This window comes from Sphingomonas sp. (genome assembly GCF_964263785.1).
GTDB lineage: Bacteria > Pseudomonadota > Alphaproteobacteria > Sphingomonadales > Sphingomonadaceae > Sphingomonas.
On record NZ_CAXVWL010000088.1, the window covers coordinates 91,499 to 106,655 of the forward strand.

Annotated in this window: 10 protein-coding genes; 4 read left to right on the forward strand and 6 right to left on the reverse strand. The window is 63.2% G+C overall.

Annotated elements, in window-relative coordinates:
- Window positions 1–136 precede the first annotated feature (136 nt).
- The 3 genes from ACE5C1_RS12065 to ACE5C1_RS12075 are packed head-to-tail and all read right to left on the reverse strand — an operon-like array spanning window position 137 to window position 6,989.
- Window positions 137–3,220, reverse strand: coding sequence for a sacsin N-terminal ATP-binding-like domain-containing protein (locus ACE5C1_RS12065; protein WP_374944325.1), 3,084 nt, complete (start codon window positions 3,218–3,220; stop codon window positions 137–139).
- A gap of 2 nt (window positions 3,221–3,222) precedes the next feature.
- On the reverse strand, window positions 3,223–6,435 hold the full coding sequence (locus ACE5C1_RS12070) for a DEAD/DEAH box helicase (protein WP_374944326.1): 3,213 nt from the start codon (window positions 6,433–6,435) through the stop codon (window positions 3,223–3,225).
- Window positions 6,432–6,989, reverse strand: coding sequence for a hypothetical protein (locus ACE5C1_RS12075; RefSeq protein WP_374944327.1), 558 nt, complete (start codon window positions 6,987–6,989; stop codon window positions 6,432–6,434). The genes ACE5C1_RS12070 and ACE5C1_RS12075 overlap by 4 nt, the downstream gene beginning before the upstream one ends.
- A gap of 226 nt (window positions 6,990–7,215) precedes the next feature.
- Between ACE5C1_RS12075 and ACE5C1_RS12080 the strand changes: the two genes are divergently transcribed.
- The 4 genes from ACE5C1_RS12080 to ACE5C1_RS12095 all read left to right on the forward strand — a co-directional run bounded on the left by ACE5C1_RS12080 (window position 7,216) and on the right by ACE5C1_RS12095 (window position 11,226).
- Window positions 7,216–7,437 carry a hypothetical protein gene (locus ACE5C1_RS12080; RefSeq protein ID WP_374944328.1) on the forward strand — a complete coding sequence of 74 codons (222 nt, stop codon included), beginning with the start codon at window positions 7,216–7,218 and terminating at the stop codon, window positions 7,435–7,437.
- A 134-nt stretch (window positions 7,438–7,571) separates the two neighbouring features.
- A complete protein-coding gene (locus ACE5C1_RS12085) occupies window positions 7,572–8,750 on the forward strand; it encodes a dsDNA nuclease domain-containing protein (protein WP_374944329.1) in 1,179 nt (392 codons plus the stop codon).
- Window positions 8,747–9,316, forward strand: coding sequence for a hypothetical protein (locus ACE5C1_RS12090; RefSeq protein WP_374944330.1), 570 nt, complete (start codon window positions 8,747–8,749; stop codon window positions 9,314–9,316). The genes ACE5C1_RS12085 and ACE5C1_RS12090 overlap by 4 nt, the downstream gene beginning before the upstream one ends.
- Window positions 9,313–11,226 (forward strand): hypothetical protein, encoded by a 1,914-nt coding sequence (locus ACE5C1_RS12095; protein WP_374944331.1) that lies wholly within the window; start codon window positions 9,313–9,315, stop codon window positions 11,224–11,226. The genes ACE5C1_RS12090 and ACE5C1_RS12095 overlap by 4 nt, the downstream gene beginning before the upstream one ends.
- A 285-nt stretch (window positions 11,227–11,511) precedes the next feature.
- Here ACE5C1_RS12095 and ACE5C1_RS12100 read toward each other — a convergent pair whose 3' ends face one another.
- The 3 genes from ACE5C1_RS12100 to istB form a co-directional block, all read right to left on the reverse strand.
- Window positions 11,512–12,915, reverse strand: a complete 1,404-nt coding sequence (locus tag ACE5C1_RS12100; protein ID WP_374944332.1) for a hypothetical protein — start codon at window positions 12,913–12,915, stop codon at window positions 11,512–11,514.
- Entirely contained in the window at window positions 12,887–13,936 is a 1,050-nt protein-coding gene (locus tag ACE5C1_RS12105) for a nucleoid-associated protein (protein ID WP_374944333.1), read from the reverse strand. Before ACE5C1_RS12105 ends, ACE5C1_RS12100 begins: the two co-directional genes overlap by 29 nt.
- Before the next feature lie 530 nt (window positions 13,937–14,466).
- Window positions 14,467–15,157: IS21-like element helper ATPase IstB (istB, locus tag ACE5C1_RS12110; protein ID WP_374944334.1), on the reverse strand; the 691-nt coding region annotated here is incomplete at its 5' end.

Genomic DNA, 15,157 nt, shown 5'->3' on the forward strand with positions numbered 1-15,157 from the left:
CTGAATGCCGACCGTCAGCTTCTTTGCGTCGGCCGATAGGTGGGCCGATCAGGAATGAACTCAGCGAGGACCGAGCTGGCAATGGGTTTTGAATCTCGATTTCAGCAAAGCGGCCGCTCCGGGATACGAACGTCCATCAACTCGGGTGCCCCATTCGGCTGACGGTGCGGATGTCATCGATATGAACCTGGGTGAAGCGCAGCCTCACCGGTTCGCCGGCTAAAGTGATGTCTATCTCGGGCGAAGTCGCCGCGGTGATCAGCTTCCGGAGTTCCGGGTCCGTCATCGGATTCGCGTGGCGCCATTTCGCGGCACAGGTCGGGCACATGGCAAGATGGGTTTCGGCGTGCTCGGTCGCCATGCCGTCGAGCAGTTCCGAGGCCTCGAAGTAGGGCGATCCGTCCGGCAGCGCGAACGGCATTTTCATTTGGCAGCCCTGGCAGATCATGTCGCCAAGCGGCGTCGTATAATGGTCTTCCAGATAGCTTCGCGCAGTCGCCCGACTCTCATTGTTGCTCGTGCGGACGCTGCGTTCCCGAACCTCATAGGTCTTGGCTGGCGCATGCTGGGCGCGCGCGGCGAGGCGTGCGGCGCGTCGGTCGGGGTCGCGTGTTTCGCGCTCGGGGAACTCGACCTGTTCATAGGCGCGGGCGTCGAGCTTGCGTGCGATGTCCTCGTTCAGCGCTGCGAGCACATCGGCCGGCAAGCCATCAAGCTTTTCGACCAGCTCGGCATTGAGGCCGATCAGTTCACCCGCCTTAAGGCGCGCCTTATGCTGGTCACTGCGCTTGCGCTGCTCCTCGCCAAAACCGATCGCCTGCAGCCACGGCTCGTTGCCGCCGATGCTGAAACCGGCCGCAAGCTCGGCGGCGGTGATCGCGCGGGGCCGCCGCAAGGTGCCGTCCTTGGCGGGGATCCACGCGGCATCGCGAAGCGCGATCGCGAGTGAGGAAGGACCCGTATTCGCGCCGCGAGAGGCATTTGGAGAAAAGCGGGCTGCCATTGCCGAGGCGCCGTGCGGCTTGACCGCGTCCCAGATCAACCGCGAGATTGCGGGATCGCCTCGCTCTAGGAGGGCGTCGAGTTCCTCAATACCGTGGTCGATGTTGGTGCCCGAACTCATATGCCGCGTAGCGCCGAAGCCGCCGTGCAATTCACTCCAGTGCGAATGGGTGTAGGGAATTGTGGAGTAGACGACCGAGAGCCCGTCCTCGACGCCGCATTCGGTCAGGAAGTCGATCAAGTCCTTGCGCTTGAGTTTGTCATAGCCGTCCCAGAGCGCGAGGCGGTCACGCCCCTCGATGCTGCCGTCATAGACCTTGTGCAGGGCCGACTGGATGTATGGCGAGCCGAAATAGACCGTGTCTGCGTCGTGATAATCGGCATTCGGCCCGGCTCGGACGATCGCCTTGTCAGCGTACAGGCTGACATCGTTGTGGTCCTTCCACCAGCGTATGAACCTGCGCATATGCTGGAGGTGCCGTTCGCGGTTGGGCCGCGGCCCGTCGCCGGCATATTGGGTGCGGATGATTGCCTGCAGATAGGCCTTTTCATCGACGTCCTTGACCCCGAGGCGGCGCAGCAGTGCTTCGACTTCCTTCCCGCGCCCGCGTCCGCCACGGATAAGGCTGTTCTTGACCAGATAAAGGTCACACTGCCCGGCCTCAGGGTCGAGCGCGGTGTCCGCGGGAGGGAACAAGGCGATACCCGGCGCGCAGCGCCGGCTGCCCTCGATGCGCACAAAGCGGAGGTTGGCGACGGAGACCCCTCGCTTCTGGGCTTTCATCGCGGGATCGAGTGCCAGATAGAAACGCTGGGCGTGATCGTCGCTCAGGCCATCGAACCAGGCAAGAGCACGCTTGCGGGCTTCGACCTCGGACTGGTGCCAAAGATGGTTTTGCCCGAAGGCACGCTGAAACATGCTGAAGAAGTCAGCATGTCCCCATTCCTCGATCTTGAGCATGGTGAGGAAGGATTCGGTCCGACTGTTGCGTAGACCGGTGACGACCCAGCTTTTCCCGGCCCGCTCGCCGAATTGCGCCAGCCCTTCGTCGCCGAGCAGCTCGCGTAGCTCGGCCGGGCCACGAATCGCTTCACCAGCGGTGACGAACGGCCCGGCGTGGGACGGGATCAAGGGTTCGGAGGTGAATCGCTTGGCGACGATCGTGCGGATCGGCGCAAAGACCGCGGGCAGCTCGTCGCCGGCGTTGGGCAGGAGCTCCATGACCCCGCGCTTGAGCATTCCGCGGTCGCGCAGATCGGGAAGCGTATCAGCGACGAGGCTGCCCAGTGTCTCGATCAGTTCGGCATTCCAGGCGTCGTCGAGCTTGATGTTGGCGCGGTTGTCGGTGAGCTGGAAAGGGCCATGGATCAGGAAGTGCAGCCCGGTGATCTCCTGCGTCTCGAAGAAGACCATGAGCCTGGTCGGTGCCTCTTCCGGGACGAGATCGCCGCCATCGTTCAAGCGCAACGCGGCCTTCACCTCATATTGCTTGCGCTGTTCGCGTTGCTCGACGGATCGCGACAGAATGAGAAAGCGCTCTCGGCGTGATGAGCCGTCGGGAAGCACCGATCGGATCGAGCGGATGCCATCGCTGTTGTCGGTCACCTCGGCGCGACCTCCGCGCTCGCCATCGACCCATTCTAGCCGCTTGATATTTTGGAGGAACAGCAGCGAGCGCGGTCCCGAAGTGGCCAGTCCGTCGCGCGCGCGGTGGAGTGTAATTTCGGCCTTGTCTGGCCTGAGCGGCAGAACGATCCGGGTAGTGGGATCGCGATGCTCGGATGCAACAAGGTGTGGCACCACCAGGTTCTCGATTGCGAATGCAAGCGGCACGTCCTCGGTGTGCGAGTGGACCTCGGGCCTTTCGGTGATCACGTAGACGGATTTGAAGCCGATACCGAAGCATCCGATCTTGTGCCCGTCATCGAGCTTCGTCGTGTTGCCGATGCCGGTGATGCCCTCGATGTCATCGCGATCGAACGGCCGGCCGTCATGCTCGAACTGGATGCGATCGGGATCGAGCGAAAAGCGCACCCAGGTCGCGCCCGCGTCTTCGGCGTTTTGCAGCAGCTCGAAGATGAAATGGCTCGGATCGGCATATTTCTCGACCGTCGCGTTCCAGATGCCGCGGTCGAAATTATTCTCGTGGCTGGCGTCGACCCAGCGCTGTCGCTTGGCGCGAAGAGCATCGAGCCAAATGTCGAAGGGTGCCTCCATGATCAATGCTCCACGCGAAGGATGCCTGCGGCGACGCGGCGGGGAAGAATGTCCGCGCGACGTTCGGCCGCCGCGAGATTGTCGAGCGCCTCGCGGTGATCGGCACTGGCGCGCGCGAGCTGGCCGAGGCGCATGCGGCGGATGCGATCCTCTGTGACCGAGCGCAATTGCTCTTCCAGAATGGCGATCCGGGCGTTGTGGCTGGCTTCGAGGCTGTCGCGGCGAAAGCGCGCGATCTCGCCAGCCTCAGCGATATGGGCGGCGCGACGACGGGTCCAAAGTTCATGGTGCCAGCCTTCCAGCCCTTCGATCACGGCAGCACCGGGAAGGCCGACATAGCTCGCGTCCTGCGCCGTGGCGAAGATGTCCGTGAACGCCGCGCTGACGATCGGGTCTTCGACGACCGACACCAGCATGGCATCCTCGCGCAAGCCCCGCATCTGCCACTGGTAGATGGCGAAGGCATGATCGCCGACCGGAAGCGTCGGGTCTGTGACCTTCAAAGTGACCTGGATCTCTTCGTCGCGAGCAAAGGACCGGGCGGCCGCCTGGGTCAGCGGATGAACCGGCGTGATGAAGGCCAAGCCGCGATCGGCGTTGGCGGTATCCCGATCGAACGTCAGCGCCAGGGTCTGCTGGTCCCCACGCAGCCAGTTCTCCCATTCCCGCTCGGCGAGATTGAGGCGGGTACCGCGCCCGCGTGCCGGAACCAGCCGTCGCCGTGCGTCCGCGGACAATCGCAGGCTCTTGACCGGCCCCTGGCCGCTGATCGGGTTGCGAGCGACTTCGAGTTCTCGCTCGAGATGCAGCCCGACCAGCCGCTCGAGCGCGCTCGGCTCCAGCCAGCGGCTCGACGCCTGCGCAATTTCATCGTCGATCCGGTTGCGCTCGATGCGCACGCCGAACAGCTCGGCCTCGCGTTCCTCGAGCGCATCGGCCTCGATGACCTGGCGGATTTCGTTGTCGGCCAGCTGCTGGAGCCGCGCGCCGCGCTCCTCGTCGGTGAGGGTGAAGTCATCCGCCACCGCTTGCAACGCGCCGGCGATCTCGCCCAGGATTGCCTCGCCCCCTCCAATTGCGCGTTCGAACACCCCGATCCGCAGGAGGCAGCGGTCGAAGATGTCGAAGTCCACCGTGCCAGGGGTCACGAAATTGTAGATCGCGATGGTCTGGCTGGCCTGACCATACCGGTCGATACGGCCGATCCGCTGCTCGATGCGCATCGGGTTCCAGGGAATGTCGTAATTGACTAGTGCATCGCAGAACTGGAAATCGAGACCTTCCGAACCGACTTCCGACGACAGCAGCACGTCGATCGCGTGAGGATTCTCAGGCGGCAGCGCGAACGCCTTGCGCAGGGAGCGGCGATCCTCATCCGCAACGCCACCATGGATGAGCCCGACACGAACGCCGTTCGCGCGGAGCGCGGCCTCGACATAGGCTAGCGTGTGCCGGAACGAACTGAACAGCAGCAGACGGCGATTGGGCATGTCGGCCTTCTGGCTGATGATCTCGAGCAGGCGGGCGAGCTTGGGATCGTCCGCCGGCAGCGCCCGCGCGCGCTCGACGATCGCCGCGATTTCCGCTCGGATCGAGTCGACCGCCGTCTCAGTCTCAAGTGGATCGCCGCCGATCTCGACCAGTTCGAGGTCTGTCAGCCGCCGCGACAGGATTGATTCCAGGAACGGCAGGAGGCCGTGGAGCGAACTCGCGGCCTGTCGGCGGATGGTGGTCATCAGGAAACCCAGTGGCGCCGCGCCATGCGTCCGCAGGTAGATCGCGCGTTGCAGGGATAAAAGGTCATCATGGATAGCGCGTTGCTCGGGCGTGAAAGGCACCTCGATCGTTCGTGCCTTGCGGCTCGTGAAATTGCCGATGTCGCGGCGGCGGGTGCGGCTGATCATCGACGCAAAGCTGTGCAAGCCCTCCGCCGGGCGGATCAGCCGGACGCGATCGTCATCCGTCTCGGCCGCCGCGGTCGCGGTCAGCAGGTTACGGAACTCCGGCGAAGGCGCGAGCATGGCACGGCCCCAATCAGTCGCGGCGGCCTCCAGGAAATAACCGCGTGCCGCATCCTGCCAGCCTTCCACTGCGCCGCGGATCGCCGCGATCGCCGCGTTGATCGCCTCGTTCGGTTCGGCCATGCGCTCGAATGTCGGGCGGTCGATGACGAGATCGGGGCGGAGAAGATTGAGCAAGGAGAAAAGATCCCCCGTGCCCAGCTGCACCGGCGTGGCGGTGATCAGCACCACCGCTTCGGCATTGTCGGCGAGCAGCCGCAATCCCTGATGCAGGCTGGTGTCGCTGTTGCGGGCATTATGCGCTTCGTCGACGATCAGCAGGTCGAAACGCGGCGGCGTTTCGAGCGTGCTGAGACCCGGACCGCGACCGCCGCCGCGCTGGCCAAAGCCTTGCAGCAGGTTATCGTTGACCAGCGAAAATGGCAGAATGGCGCGCGAGAAGCGGTCGGGCCATTCGCCCTCGATATCGGTTTGATCGAGACAGTAGCGCAGGTCGTCGCTCGCCAAAGTTACGAACTCCTCGTCGAAGCGCCGCATCTCGCGATGCCACTTCTCCTCTACGACGAGCGCCTTCGAGCAGACGATCAGGACGGAGCGCAGCGGGCGACGCGCCTGCAATTCGCGCAACAGCAGGCCGGCTTCGATCGTCTTGCCGACGCCAACTTCGTCGGCAACGAGCATGCGCGGCCGATCGGCGCGCACGAACTTGAGCACCGGCCGAAACTGGTAAGGGATGAAGTCGATACGCCCGGCCTGCAGCGAATAGAGGTTGGCGATGCTGGGCTCAGACAGCTGCAGCGCGGTCAGCCGAGCACTAAACTCGTCGAGCGTCGCATGCACCGCTCCAGGCGTCAGGTCCGCGGCGGCGACTTGGCTTAAATACCAGGTTTCGAGCCGACCATCGATGAAGACGCTGAGCCGGGTTTCGCGGTTGCTGGGCACAACGCCGGTGATCACGCCGATCCGCGCGGGATCGGAGCGAAGCGCGACGGTGGCGCCGATCGCGAAATTGGGCTGCGGGGACGCCTGCACCGCGGTGACGCGGGTGGCAATGATCTCGCGGACCTTGCGCTCAAGCGCCGTCACATCGACGCCGTGTGCTTGGGCGGTGGCGATGATCTCATCGTCGCTCGCCTCGAGAATGCCTTCAGCGATGAGCGCGAGAAGCTGGTCGGGGTCACGGGGCGTCGTCATAGGGTCCATCCAGGGCTGAATTGGTCTCGTAGGGTGCGGATCATCCGGCGTCGGGCCGTGTCGTATTGGGTTTCGTCGATGCCGAGTTCTGCGCGCGCGTCCTTCCGGCTCCTCTGCCCGAGGATCTGTTCGAAGATGCCTAGCCCGTCCGGATCGTCGTCGAGCGCCTTGCGCATTCGCTCGTTCAGGTCCGCAAGATCGTGGTTCAAGGTGGTCACGCTATCGTCGCGAACGACATCGGCATCATCGAGCAGCGGTTCGCGTTGATCTTCATGCCGCCACTGACTGGCGATGCTGCGCATCACCTGTGACAGAAAAGCCGGCAACGAGACATCGGCGGGCCATGGCCGGGCGCCCGACAGCACACGCGCGAGCGCCTCGTTGAGAAGCTCGGCCGCTTCGCGCCGTGGGCAACCGCTGATCCAGGCTTGCGCGAGCGCGGCAAGACGCAGATGATCGGCTTGGCGCAACCGGCTCAACAGCCGGGCCACCTCCTCGATCGATAGCGTTTCAATCCCGTCCGACATGTCGCGGATCGTCTCCTCTCCCCACATTGCGGAGATGGAGAGAAAAACGGGAAGCGGGGAAGAAAATTTGCTGAGTTGGGGCCGCCGCCAGCTCCGCGCTCCACCAGCTTCTACGCCAGTAACCACGACACAGCCGGCTGGCGTTGCGGAAGGTGAATGCAGGAAATCGACGCCGATGTCCGTTTCTAGCCCCGTCGCGCCGTGATCTGGACCGTGCGGGCTGGACCGCTCGCGGCTAGCCCATAGATCGAGTGTGACACTCAAGATCGCGCTGATGCAGTTCGAACTCGATCAGCTGACGCTCAGGGGCAAGATCGACGCATTCGGCGAGACGCAGGTCGCTACCCTGCAGGCCGAGATAAACCGCATCACGAAGGAGAAGGAGCTCGAGAAGCTCACACACCCAGTCGAAATCAGCACGCTTGACACGATCAAGGCCGAGACTGCCCTGTCCAACGCACGCGCGTCGTTGTAAGCTGCGGGGCGCGCCGAGCGGCTTGCCAAAGCAGAACTTGAGGAATGATGCTGCGATCCACACGAGCTCTTGAAATGTGGCAGCGACGAACGACCATGGCAGAATGCGGGTTAAACAGCTGATTCGGTCTTAGCGTGACCAAACCGCCGCCAGGTTCTGCGGCCACGGAGATCGTGTGGCCCTCCATCGACGATGCCGGTCCTGCCGAAGAGGGCGGGCCGATCGCGCGCAGCGGCTTCAGCTATCAGGATGAAGTCGCCGTCGGTTTCTTGGTGGATATGATCGGTGATCCGGCTCTGCTGAAGATCCATTTCGAGACGCATGACGATGTCGTTCTCGTACGTTCAACCGATAAAGATACCGTCCGGATCGCTGAATATGTGCAGGTCAAGGCCGAGGAGCCGGATCAACTCTGGAGCGTGGCGACGCTGTGCGAGAAGAAGAAGACACCCGCCAGTTCGCTCTTCGAACGATCGCTCGCACGCGACTGTCACGCTGAAACCGCACGCTTTCGCATCGTCACACTGCGGTCGCCGGCGAGCCCGCTCGAGCCTTTAACCTACGCGGCCGATTCAGAGTTCCGATTGTTCACTCGTGAAGCGATGGCCGCGCTCCTCGCTGAGCTCAACCAACGCTTTCCGGACGCCAAATCCCCGAAAGGTGCCGATAGCGCCTACTGGCTGACCCATTGTCGCTGGGAGGCACGGCATGACTATCAGACCGTCGTCCAGGGCAACCAGCGTCGCCTGTTCGTGCTCGCCAGTGCGGCCGGCTGCATGTTGCTGATCGAGCAGGTCATGACCCTGCTCGAGGAACTGCGGGTCATGGCGAAGACTGCGGGCGATCTGCTCTGGACCCCGCACCGGCTGCGCAAGATTATCTCCCGCGAGACGATCGTGGCATGGTGGCAAGGCAAATTGCGCGAGATCGGTGATGGCGCCGCGCAAAAGTCAGGCGGGAAACTCGCTGAAAAGCTTGCCGCCGCCGGGGTCTCCAAAGATATCATCGAGCTGGCAGTCGAGCTGCGCCGCGATTACGGCACGCTGGTCCGGTCACCTCGCTATATGGAAACCGACGAAACACGCGCGGTCCAGGGCCGGGTCAAATCGGACGCGATGTCGCTCCGCACCCGCCTGATGTCGGGGGTTCTGAGGGCGGATGGCGCGGGCTTTCATGCCCGTTGCGTCGAGCAGATGAATATCATCAACGCGGACCGGCCGCCCGGACTTCCCGACCAATCCGCCTATCTGAAGGGCTGTCTCTACGACATCGCCGATCGCTGCCTGCTCCGGTTCGAGCCGCCGGGCGCATGAAATCGCTCTCCCGCCTCGGCACCCAGCCTGCAAGCCTCCCGCTCGCCGCAGACGATATCCTCGAATTCCACGCCGCAAGGCTTTTGCTGCTCGTTAAAATATGCGGGACGGCCGGCCGCATCGACGGGCTGACCAAGATGGCAAAACTCGACTTCTTCACGCGTTATCCAGATTTCTTCGATGTTGCGCGCGCGGCTGTTTCGAAATCGGAGGCTCCAGACGCCCCTGCCGTTGGCGCGGATCGGGCCGTCGAGGCGTCGATGGTGCGCCACCATTATGGTCCTTGGGATAAGCGCTATTATCATGTGCTTGCCCATCTCGAGGCGAAGCAGCTGATCACCATCACCAAAGAAAAAAAGTCCTATCAGATCAGCCTGACAGAGCTCGGCAAGGAATCGACGGAGCGATTGGCTGAACGCCCTTCCTTCGCACCGCTCATTGCCCGGCTGAAAACGGTCAAGTCCGCGTTCGGGGCGAAGTCGGGCACCTATCTCAAGGACCTTATATACCGGTTGTTCGACGCGGAAGTCGGCAAGCGCGAAATGGGGCGTGTGATCCAGAAATGACGACGGCGTTTCTATCCATCATGTCGCTGAACCGTCGCCTGGCGACGGGCGGTCCCGAGCGACTGCTCTTCGAAGATGGTGTCAATCTTCTTGTCGGGAGCCCGAACACGGGCAAAACCAAATGGCTGGAAACGCTGGATTATCTGCTTGGCGAACCTGGCGCGGATCCCTTCGGAGACGACGAAGATGAAGGCCTCGCTGCAAAGTACAATGCGGCGTCCGCTCAAATCCGGCTTGGTGAGGAGACGTTTTGGATTTCGCGCCGTTGGAAGGAAGCGGGCGGCAAGGGCAAGATCTACGTCGATCAGGAGCCGATGCTAGCAAAGGAGTTCCAGCATTGGCTCTTTGCAAAGCTCGGCATCCCGCTGCTGCATTTTCCAAAGGGAAATCCGATGTCAGGCCAGACCTGGCCGGAACTCAGCTTCCGCATGCTCCTGCGGCATATATACCGGCGCCAGGGGTTCTGGACCGACCTTGCTGACCGTCAGCCTGAAGCCGAGCAACTCGCCTGCATCCTGCAATTCGCCGGCCTCGCCGAACATGTCTTCAGCGCGGACTATGGAACGCTGGTCGAATACAAGCTTCAGGTCGAGCAGCTGAAATTCCGACGCGAGAATTATGCGCTCACGCTGAACGAACTCGCTCGCGAGCTGCTCGCCCACGGGGACATCCAGGTTGATGTCAGCGCGGTTACGATCGCCGCCGCGAAGCAGAGGTTGGAGGATCAGCGCGGGAGCCTCCTCGCCGAGCGCGACAGATTGCTCTCACAGACGGCCGACTCCGTACTGACGATCGGGCAGCGAAGCCGGGTTGCCGAGCTCGGCGTCCAGCGCGCCGTGACGTCCGTGCTGATCGAAACCTTGAACCGGCGCCGAAACGAGGTCGGCGACCGGCTCGGAGAGCTTCAGCGCTATCGCAGCGATCTAGCGGAAGAGATCGAGCGGATGACCCGCGCCGCCGATGCGGGTGCTATCTTGTCGGATCTGCGGATCACCCATTGCCCGGCCTGCGACCAGATGGTGAAGGCTCTGGCGGAACACAGCGCTGACTGCTTCTTGTGTCATCAGCATCTGCCGGCCGAACCGATCATCGATGGTATGGGCGCGGCACGGTTGCGCTTCGAGAGCGACCGTCTTGTCGGAGAGATCGCTGAGGCCGATGAGCTCTTGGCGGTGATCACGCAAGAGGCTGACAAACTGGACGCAGACGCAGACGCGGCCGAAAAGGAGCTGATCGAAATCGATCAAGAGCTCAGGCCGGCGCGGTCGGCGATAGCCGCGCTCGCGGATGACCGCATCGGGGCAATCGACACGAGCCGCGGTCAGCTCGACGAACGCGAACGGCAGCTTGTCCGCGTGAGCGAAGCGCTGGATGTCGGCGTGGCGCTAACGAGCGAGATTGCCCGGTTGGAAAAACTGATCAAGCCGCTCGAGACAAGTGTGGCGGCTTCAGCCCGCGCGATCGATTTCGATGCCGCAGCAGCGCACCTCGAGGACGGAATGAACGCCTATCTTGAGGCGCTGAATCATCTTCAGCCAAACACGTGGCGCCATAATCGCGTTCGCGTCGAGCTGTCGGCTCGGACATTTCGGATCCTTGTAGGGCGGCGCCTTTGGTCAAAGGCGCTGGGCGGAACCGATTCCCTCTATTTTCTCATGGCGTATCACTATGGTCTGCTCACGTTGTCGACGGTTGAAGGGGCCCATTATCCCGGTCTCGTCGTGATCGACGTGCCCGGCGACTTCCTTGGCGAGAAGATCGGCGACAAAGAGAATTTCATCGTGCAGCCGTTTATTAATTTGCTGACGCAGGAAGCTTATGCCGGCGCACAACTGATCATCACGGGCGCATCATTCGAGGGTTTGACCGGCGCGCATTTCCAACATCTGAAGAGCGTGCATATCGCGTAGGGATACTGTTGCGCTCGGGCCATCGCATCCCGTCCAACCTCAGCGTCGGCGTCAAGGGGCTTAAACCTCATGCATCTCGGCGTCGCCAGGGTGGGATGTGTCGCGCGATCAGCCGTCCCTTGGAACGTCAGCAATCGCAGATGCTGCTCCGGAGTCCGGACAGACGGCTATCCGCCCCGTTTCGGCCATCGGCGCGCAGCTGGCGGCTTTCGGGGAGCTCCGAGGGGGCCTCGAATGACTGACTATGGGTCGAAGACTTTCCGTTGGACGAACGGCGGTACTCGTTCAGCAAGACAGCTCCGCAATCCACCTAAACAGCGCCTGCCATGCACTAACTTCCCAAGCAGCCGTGGTGAGCAGGCCCGCGGCAACAATGCCCGCTACCCAGCTCGCCACCGCCTCAACTCGATCATATATGCCCCTAGTATCGGTGAGCGGCTTACCGGCGAGCGCGTCGAACTCCTCGTCGGAAAGGTAGGCGTAGCCCTTTTGACGCCAGAGCGCGCGGGCATCTGCCGCGACCTTCAGGAACGCGCGGCTGCTTCGCACTGTCACGACCTGGCTGATGACAATGTAGGCCGCGACTAGCGCAAAGATGACGGCGTAGGCGGGCTTCGCCGCCGCGATTTTCGCCGCGTCCATCGAATAGCGAAACGCGATCGTCACAATCGCGACGGCCACGTCCCTCCATAGCCCCGTAGTTAGGTCGCGGGTCTGCTGTGTGACCTTGCCAATCTCCTCTGCCAGCGTCTTGCGCAGGTCCGAAAGGCTCTTGATGGTGTCCTTGCTGCCCTGCTGGATGTGAGCGCGGTAGGCGAGTCCCGCACTCTCTATCGCCGCCGGGAGCCTCGCCGGTAGTCCGGGGGCGAAGGGCTCGTCGTCGCGCCATTCTCTGGCGAGTTCGTTGGTGAGTAAGGCATGCCTGAGCTCCGCGTCCGGACCCTCAACGTAGATCCAGCGCGCTGCCTGCTGGAGCATGGCAAACGAGACGGCGTCGACCTCCGCGACCCCCAGCTCTAAACGACGCGTGGGCGTTCCCGCCAGCACGACGCGCACCGCACCATCCGCGTCGTAAATCTCATTGACCAGCGACCGGCGGACCGAGTCCGCTGCAAATCCCCGCCAAAGCACAAACGCCTCGTCCACTCGGTCCGTCGGGCCCTCACTCTCAAGAAGCCACGAGCCGATCTCGACAGGTGACCGGGCATCGCCAGCGATCGTGCGCGCGAAGCGCCGCGGGCTTGAATACTGGCGCGCAGCGCGCGGGGCCGCGTCGCCATCGCCGTCCTCCCATGGCTCGATCCGCAAGCCGAGCGTCTGGATCGGCTCGGCCAGCCTCAGCAGGCGGACCACCGACACGTCCGAAAGGTTGCCGAGCGAGACAAGCACTCGGCGAAGACCCTCGAGCGTCGCGACGTGGACCGCGTGCGCCGGACGGCCGATCTCGAGCGTCAACCGCAGCAGCGATCCCTCGAGCTCGGCCAAGTCGATTTCGCGCAGGTCGTGCGCATCGCCCAGGTCGTCGCGGCACGTCAGCCGGCAGTCATCGAAAGCGCACGCCTCCGCGACCGCCCGCCACGCCTTCAGGGTCGCGAGGCCGGGGGCCCCGGCCGCAGTCAGCGTGCCGTTGATTTCGCTGACCGCCAGCCCGGCGGAGGCGTCAAGTGCCGCCGCTACGGTCGAGGGCATCGTCGTCGTCCACGGTCACCTGTGCTGTGGTGATCAGAATCTCGGTGTCACCGGTCGGGAGCTCGCGCTTCTCAATGCGGCCGCGGTCCTCCTCGTCGAACAGGATTTGGATGCCCTCGACCGTCTCGATCCGCCGGCGCGGCGTACGCGGAATGGCAGTCGGATCGACTTGGAAGGTCTCCTCGTCGAGTTTCGCGGTCGCGAGCTTGCGTAGATAGGTCCTGCGCACCGGAGAGTTGTCGGGCAGCACGCCGAACACCGCATCAAAGAGCTGCAGCTGAGTTTCTGGACCGAACTCGCGGGTCGTGCGAAGCTGCTCATTGATCCGCCGCGCGCCGCCCTTCCTGATCTCGGGATCGAGGTCGTCGCGGTGCTGCTTCATCACCTCCTTCAAGAGCCGCTCGGTCTTCTTGGTGAACTCCGCCGGAGTGGCCGCGCGCTTCACGCGTAAGAATTTTCCGAAGTACTCGGAGATGCCCTCCGGCCTTGACCGGTCTCGAACCATCATCTCGCCATCCTCGGCGCCGAGGCGCACAAGCGCAATCTTCTGGAGGGACTCGCGCTTGGTCGAGAATGTTTGCCGGAACTCCTCCAGGATGGCCCTGCGACGGCCTTCCGCGTCCGCGATCTCATATTTGAGCACTTGGTCGGTATCATACTTGACCAGGGCGAACATGCGCCGGTCCTCGACCGTACTCAGGAGAAAGAGGAAGAAGACGCCGTCGATCGAGTTCTGCCGGTGCTCGTGCTGGAAGGACGCCGCCAAGGTCTCTGACCCCCGGACGAACTGCGTCTGGTCCGCGCCAATCTCGCGCAGCGTCGCCATCGTTGGCGATTCCGGCCTGAACTTGTAGGCGTTACCACCCATCGCCGACTTGATGCGGCCCAGAAAGAACTCGGTGAAGATCGGCGGGTCGAACTCGGCAAGGAGGACCGGATCGGTGAGGTCAGGACCGACGACGTGGAAAACCATGCGATCGATCCGCAGGTCGTCGCGCTCGGCGTCACTCAGGAATGGCACAATCCTTGCCTCCTTTCCGGCGACGTCCGGAGTGCGATCGTATACGCCGACCGCGAAAGACATACCTCAGCATCAGGAAAACGGAAGCTGAGGCAGCTTAACGTCGCTCACGTCAGTGTTCGGTGCATAGAACATGTCAGGAACATTCGCAAGTTTGCGGCAGTGCTCGATATCTACGTCCGCCAGCCTGAGCGAGCGATGCACTCCCATGAACAAGCGTCCGCTTTCGGGATAGCGTTTTAGCAGTGCTGAATGGCCACTTGTGGGTTCCGCTCGCCAATCAGATCGGCCAGTCGATGCAGGCGAACTTACTCTTACACCGGGCCGCGTAGAACGGCTCAATCTGCTTTGCGAAGCTCAGTAGTGTAAATAGGCGTCGAACCGGGACCCCTGATCGGCGTCCAAAAGGGACCCCCTTATGGCGTTGGAGAACGTCGATGAGGATGTCACCGTTCGCGCTGCTTGCGGCGTCGGGCGGGCGTAGCCGGACCGGTGGCGCGAGCAGCGCGAACCGCCCCTCCTCGACAGGGTCAGCTTCGGTTCTTGAAGCGCCAGCTGTCGTTGCCGGTCTCGACGATATCGCAGTGATGGGTGATGCGATCGAGGAGCGCGGTCGTCATCTTGGGGTCGCCGAACACGCTGGGCCATTCGCCGAACGTCAGGTTGGTGGTGATGATCACCGAGGTATGTTCGTAGAGCTTGCTGATCAGGTGGAACAGCAGCTGCCCGCCCGAGCGGGCGAACGGCAGGTAGCCAAGCTCGTCGAGGACCACGAGCTCGTGGCGGCGCAGATGGGCCGCGAGCGCGCCGGCCTTGCCGATCCGCGTCTCTTCCTCGAGCTGTGTCACCAGATCGACGGTGTTGAAGTAGCGGCCACGCGCCCCGGCGCGGATGACACTGGCGGCGATCGCGCTGGCGAGATGGGTCTTGCCGGTGCCCGTGCCTCCGACCAGCACGACGTTGCGCCTGCCCGGCAGGAACGAGCCTGAGTGAAGCGAGCGCACCAGCCCCTCGTTGATCGGGGTGCCGTCGAACACGAACGCGTCCAGGTCCTTCACCGCCGGCAACCTGGCGGCGCTCATCCGGTAGCGGATCGAGGCGGCGTGGCGGTGCGCGCCCTCGGCGCGCAGCAGATCGGTCAGGATCTCCATTGCGGTACGCTTGCGCTGGACGCCGGTGGTGACCGCGTCGTCGAACGCGCCCGCCATGCCCTTGAGGCCG